This window comes from Acinetobacter populi, assembly GCF_002174125.1.
In the GTDB taxonomy this organism is placed as follows: Bacteria; Pseudomonadota; Gammaproteobacteria; order Pseudomonadales; family Moraxellaceae; genus Acinetobacter; species Acinetobacter populi.
This window is the reverse complement of the sequence record NZ_NEXX01000012.1, coordinates 1-6016: the sequence shown is the minus strand read 5'-3', so window position 1 is coordinate 6016 and position 6016 is coordinate 1. Positions and strand designations below refer to the sequence as shown.

Below are 6016 nucleotides of genomic sequence, written 5' to 3'. Positions count from 1 at the left end.
GAAGAACAGATTGCGTTGAGTAGTGGAGAGGATGTGAGTCTGGCCGTAGGAGGACGCTTATTTGCCAGTAGTTATTCGGGCATAAGTTTGTTTACGCAACAGGGTGGTGCAAGGTTATTTTCGGGTCAGGATAAGGTTGAGATTCAGGCACAGGATGGGGAACTAGAGGCGATTGCAAGGCAATTGGTACAAGTGATTTCGACTGAGAGTGATATAAATATCACAAGTCCTAAGAAGATTGTTTTAACGGGTGGTTCTTCTCAGCTTACTATTGAGAGTAATGGGATTACAGTCATTACCAGTGGTAAATTTGAAGTAAAAGCTTCGGAGCATAAGTTGTTGGTAGGGCAAAGAGTAAATGCAATTTTCCCTGAATTACCCACTGTTGGTCCTTTTATGAAGAAATTTAATTTATTTTCCTTAGAAGGTATAGTACGGTCTCAAATACCTGTGGAATTATATAATGTCGATTCTAAAAAATTGCTATGGAAAGGTACTACCAGTGATACTGGTGAGGTTGAGTATAAAAGTGGAAATGAACAAGTTAAATATATAGCTATTATAGGAGATTCTGAATGGAGTGGGATTTTTGAAGATGATATTGATGAAGCTACTGAATTTGATCCTGGAGAACATGGGCCACAATATGATGATTTCGAGTCTAATATAAATACATTTCATGAGAAATAATACATGGTAAAGTTTCATATCGTAAAATCAGGTGATACACTATGGAGCATTAGTAATGCTTACCATATTGAGTTGAATAAAATTGTCGAATGGAATGATTTATATGGAAGGAAGAAACATATAATTTATCCAGGTCAAAAAATATATTTATCTTCCAAAGATGAAAATTATCCAGTTGCAGAAACTACATTAAGTTTTAAAATCTTAGATTACAGTTTTAAACCAATTAAAAATGCTCAGTTAATGTTGGAGTTTGATTCAAAATCCCTTATTGTTAAATGTGATAGTAATGGTGAAATTCAGAGCATAGATATCATGAATCATATGGCGGGTTTAAAAGTATATTTTCAAAAAATTAATGGAAGTTATGCTTTAATTGCTTATTATAAAATTTTGCCATTAGGTAAAAAAAAATTAACATTAACTTCTCGAACTTTTAAGCTCAAGGGGAATACTTTACCTGAAAAAGGTGGAGAGCATAAACCAGCACAAGTTATTAAACAAGAAACCATCGAAAAAAACAAAACTATTCATGATGCAGAATTAGATAACAAAAATAATAATCAACAAGAAAGGAAACAATCTATTCATACTGATAATAAAAAATCTCCAAGTAATAATATCCAGAAAAATGATATTTCAAATTTAAAATATCCTCAAGCTACAATTGAAGATGTTAGAACGGAAAATGGTAAGCCATCAATTAACATTGCTCAGCTTTTTACAGCTGAGAATCTGAAACTGACACCAATTAATGAAAAATATCGTAAATATATTATTGATGCTGCTAGGAAATTTGGTTTCAGTCCTCAAGCTTTGGCAGCAAAAGTGAATGCTGAAGCAGCAAAAACTAAAGATGGCGAATGGAAAGCAGACTCTCAGAATACATCTACTAGTGCCGGTGGTTTAACTCAAGCTTTAGATGGAACATGGCTAAGTGCCTGTAGAGGTGACAATGAGCAGTTCAAGAAAACATTGTTATATAAAAAAGTGAATCATGAAAAAATTGTAAAGGAAGCAGATAGACTTATATTGAAATATAATGCAGAGTTATCAATTGATTTTGGTGCTGCTTATGCAAAGCAGAATATTGAAGAGCTCAAAAAAAATTACAATCTAGAGAAAATAGATAAGTTAACCGCAGAAGATTTAGCAAAGCTAGGTTATTTAGCACATCATGAAGGTGCTAAAGGTGCGAATAATCAAATTATGCATTTAGCCAACAAAAGTTGGGCATCAGTCCAAACACAAGTTGGAGAAGGAAAGATATTAGAATCTCTCAAAAAGCAATTCCCAGATGATCCGAATAATGCTTACCGATGGTGGTTAATGAATACTTATGTTGATGGAATGATTAATGTAAAATATTTTATGCATAATACAGAAGGTGTTAAACCTAGAACGATGGAGGAAATTGCCATATTTTTAGGTGGTAAATCTTTAGTAAAGCCAAAAGCTAATGAAAATCAATCATTCACTACTGAAAGTAAATCTAATATAAATAATAATGTCATATTCGATATTAAATTTGTAGCAAAAGATACACTAAATATAATTAAAAATTATAAGTTTATATTAAATTCTCCTTATGGTAGTAAATTACATAGCACAGATAGTTTGGGTTTAGATAAAGCAGTTAAAGCATCTGTAAATGATAAACTTGTTATTCTAACTGGAAATAATGTTTTAAAAGAGTTTACTGTAGGCACTAATCAACCTACAGTAATTGTAGAGGTACCATTTGGACTGGAACAGAAAGCGGAGCAACTGAGTTTAGCATCATCTAGCAATTCAAGTTGGTATAATCCACTTGCAAGTTGTGTTATTAGAACTGCTGGTTTAGCATCAGCAAGATCAGCAACATTTGGAAAAGTTAGAAATAACAATACTCGCAACCATCAAGGTATAGATTTTGCAGCAAATTCAGGAACTAATATCATTGCAGTTGCAAATGGTAGGATAATCAGTATTGTTGAAGAGTATTCAAGTACAGTAAACTTTGGTGCGTTTATAGTATTACAATGCCAAATAGATGACCTCCCAGAACCACAGAAAACTTATGCTAGAAACAAAGTGAAAGGTGATGCAGTTTGGTTTTTTTATGCACACCTTAGTTACATTGAGCCTAAATTAAAAACTGACCCTGATGTTAGAGCTGGTACTATATTAGGTAAAACAGGAAGTAGTGGTAATGCTAGTGGAATGAGCACCATTGAGAAAGGTGGTCATTTACATTTTGAGGCTCGTCATGTTTCTACGGAAAGTCCTGGAAAAGGATTGATTGGTAGATTTGACCCGCTGCCATTTTTTCCATCAATTCCTCAACCTTAATTTTGGTAATGAAAAATGAAAATTTTAATGTCAAGTTTGATGATTTTATCAATATGTTTATCTTCCTGTGGAGTTCCAGATACAAGTGTAAACAGTAAAAATATAGATTCAATAAAAGTTGAAAATCTTCCTAAAAAAAATCAATCTAACAATGATGTATTGATCGATTTTGCAAAAGTAAAAAGTCAAAACTATATTAATGAATTAGAAAAAATTTTAAATATTAAATCTATAAAAATATCTGAAGTAGGTGATTGTGGTGGTTTTTTTTCAGAAAATGAAGGAGATATTGAAAATATATTATTACTAGGGAATATGGGTATTAATGCTATGGATAATAAGGCAATTATTACAAGTGTTGTAAATATTCCAGATAACTTTAAAATAATATATAATAATTTTATAATAAACAATAATTTTAAAATGGAGAATTTACCTCCAAAAAAATATGAAATATTTCTAGAAAAAAATAAATCAAATCAATATTTTAGTGTTAATGGCTCAGAAGAAAAAGTTTTATATAATATTGTATATATAATAAGAGAAAAAGACAATGATGATTTAATTTATGCGTATTATTTAGATAAAAAATTAGTTGCTTTAAATCTATCAAGTCCGTGCTAGAGCTGTTTGGAGAAAATATTGATGAAAAAAATAAAATTCCTTGGCATATTTATGATGTTTCTTGTATCTAGTCATACATTATCTAATATACCTGATATTAGTATAATTGAATCATCTACTTATATTCAAGTCGAAAATGGTGTTCAATCCGATGATGAGGGAGGGTATAAATATTATGGCTTTCCTATTGAATATAATGGAAATAAATGGATTTTTTCTAATCAATTAAATATGAATAATGGTAAATTAAAGCTAAATAATCATATTTATTTAGATGTTAAAGTAAATGACCTATCTAATTTTAATGTGAAAGAATTATCGATAATTGATGGAAATAATAATTTCAAAGTTAAGTCAGTAATGGTAGAAAAACCAGGGTTTTTAATTGTTAATTATCCAATAAATAATCCACGATTTTCTCTGTTCACATGGGATATGATTGAGTATAAACCTGTAACAAAAGACTATATTCAACATGGTTATTTATATATTTATGATAGTAAAAATAAAACCATAGCATATTTGGAAACATTTGATCCAAAGATACATAAAAAGTTAAATGATTTTTTGAATTCTCGTAGAATTTGTATACTAGAAGGAAGAGATTATAAAATTGTAAATGGAAACATTATCAAATTTTCGTGTACCCAAACTGATTTAATTTTAGGTGCTTCTAAAAAAAATACTAAAACAATATTAGAAGTTCAGGCTTTGGATGAGGAAAATACAGCTGGAAAATATTTTAAAATTATTAATTCCAATCGTACTGTGTATGAAAAAAAATTGTATTAAATTGATTTTTACAGTTTTTAAGTTTTTATTTAGTTTGAATAAGGAGGTTATCATAGTTTCAATATGCTTAACTTCCTATATAATTTTTTACCGTGGGCGTTCCTTTACTAAAAAAACGGATGCGCAAGTATAATTTCTCTGAATATGTTGACAGGCTTTGTATACGGATTTGGGTTGATTAATGGTAAAAACTAGTAAATGTAAGATATGTAAAGAGTATAGTGGAACAGAAGATTAGCATTAATGCATCTGTACAAAGAGCTTCGGTATTGTTAGGTCAATTGTCTAGAGCAAACCTATACAACCCATGCTCATTTTGATTGGGACGCTAATGTGCGGTTTGTAAATGCACTTTATAAATTTGGGTATAAAAGATTTTTATCTAGGCCTGTAAAAATAAAAAATAATAGTATGTTACCATATTCCACTTCTTATCCAGATCACCATCATCACATACACTTACAGGGATTCTCACCAAATGTTACTGATATTTAAAGATTTAAAAAAATACTTTAATCTACTTATATTATTAGGTGTTGCTAGTCTTCTACAAAGTTGTGGAAATGCTATTACGAATAGTAATAATATGAATACGCTTACGTGTAATACAATATTTGATGAAAAAAATAAAGATTTAAAACAAGCTCCTTGTTTACAACTTCCTATATCAAGTATTGATTTTGAAAATTTACCCAAATTGGAAAATGGTTGGTATGATTTAGACAAAACAAAATTTACTACGGACAAGAATGAATTCTTTGCTTTAAAATCACATTCTTTAGCCCAGGTTATAGGCTATATACCAGTTGAAAATGATGCATTTTACTATGCAATCATAATTCAAAATATAGACATGGAAGGCGATGGGCCTGAGCAAGTATTTTCTTTATTACATGTTAATAATAGCGGAATTGTTGAGGGTGGCATATATATAGGGACGCAACGTTTTAACTTTTCTAAAGATATAGGTTCTGATTCAGAAATGGAGCAAATAGATTTTAAGAAAATTGCAAATATTCCTTATCATGGACAATGCAAACAAGATTTTGTCATAAATAAAGATTTTACAGTGATAACAACAAAAAAATGTACTAATAAAAAAAATTCAGATTTAAATTTTACTGAAGTGAATCATTATAAACTTGATACTAAGATAGGGGGTTTTAAACAAATATCTACAAATTCAATGAAATCTGAGAATGAACCTCGCTAAGAATTGTATTTATTATGATCACAAAATATTTTCTAACCTAAAAAATTTATTAAATTATAAGAAATAAACAGCATAACTTCTTAAAAATCCATCTGGAAGCTCTCAAAGAGTGTACAGGTGGTGAAGGTATCGAAATTTTAAAAAATCTACAACAAACATTTTTTAAGAAATCCATTATTCTTTGATTTTTAAAATCAATTTCATATATAAAATGCACCATCAAATCCAACTATACGGCACAGCCTTGCCAGAAAGTGATTATGGCACACCTTACTTTTGGTTTGACACCTTGTCTGGCCATGAAAAGATCAATGCATTATTTGAATATCAACTGATTGTTAAAGTACGTGATCAATACTTTAATCC

Annotated in this window: 5 protein-coding genes; all 5 read left to right on the top strand. The window is 29.9% G+C overall.

The window, feature by feature from the left end:
* Positions 1 to 690, top strand: a 690-nt coding sequence (locus CAP51_RS17105; protein ID WP_140404458.1) for a DUF2345 domain-containing protein, incomplete at its 5' end; no start/stop codon positions are given.
* A gap of 3 nt (positions 691 to 693) precedes the next feature.
* Positions 694 to 3021 carry a LysM peptidoglycan-binding domain-containing M23 family metallopeptidase gene (locus CAP51_RS17100; RefSeq protein WP_087621975.1) on the top strand — a complete coding sequence of 776 codons (2328 nt, stop codon included), beginning with the start codon at positions 694 to 696 and terminating at the stop codon, positions 3019 to 3021.
* A 15-nt stretch (positions 3022 to 3036) separates the two neighbouring features.
* Positions 3037 to 3645 (top strand): hypothetical protein, encoded by a 609-nt coding sequence (locus CAP51_RS17095; RefSeq protein ID WP_087621974.1) that lies wholly within the window; start codon positions 3037 to 3039, stop codon positions 3643 to 3645.
* Positions 3646 to 3666: 21 nt separating this feature from the next.
* On the top strand, positions 3667 to 4437 hold the full coding sequence (locus tag CAP51_RS17090; protein ID WP_087621973.1) for a hypothetical protein: 771 nt from the start codon (positions 3667 to 3669) through the stop codon (positions 4435 to 4437).
* Positions 4438 to 4915: 478 nt separating this feature from the next.
* Entirely contained in the window at positions 4916 to 5650 is a 735-nt protein-coding gene (locus tag CAP51_RS17085; RefSeq protein ID WP_087621972.1) for a hypothetical protein, read from the top strand.
* Positions 5651 to 6016 lie beyond the last annotated feature (366 nt).